Raw genomic sequence first — 264 nt, forward strand, 5'->3', positions numbered from 1 at the left:
GCGTGCTGAACCAACAGCCGTATGGATTTAACACGCGTTTTGAAGGCGAAAAAGGAACCAACCCTGAAGAACTGATTGGCGCAGCGCATGCCGCATGTTTCTCAATGGCGCTTTCATTAATGCTGGGGGAAGCGGGATTCACGCCAACATCGATTGATACCACCGCCGATGTGTCGCTGGATAAAGTGGATGCCGGTTTTGCGATTACGAAAATCGCACTGAAGAGTGAAGTTGCGGTGCCGGGTATTGATGCCTCTACCTTTG

Annotated in this window: 1 pseudogene; it reads left to right on the forward strand. The window is 51.1% G+C overall.

The features are described from left to right. A pseudogene (osmC, locus tag EOS_RS42930) lies at nt 1–264 on the forward strand (peroxiredoxin OsmC); the annotation flags it as partial.

Source organism: Caballeronia mineralivorans PML1(12) (assembly GCF_001028175.1).
Lineage (GTDB): Bacteria > Pseudomonadota > Gammaproteobacteria > Burkholderiales > Burkholderiaceae > Caballeronia > Caballeronia mineralivorans.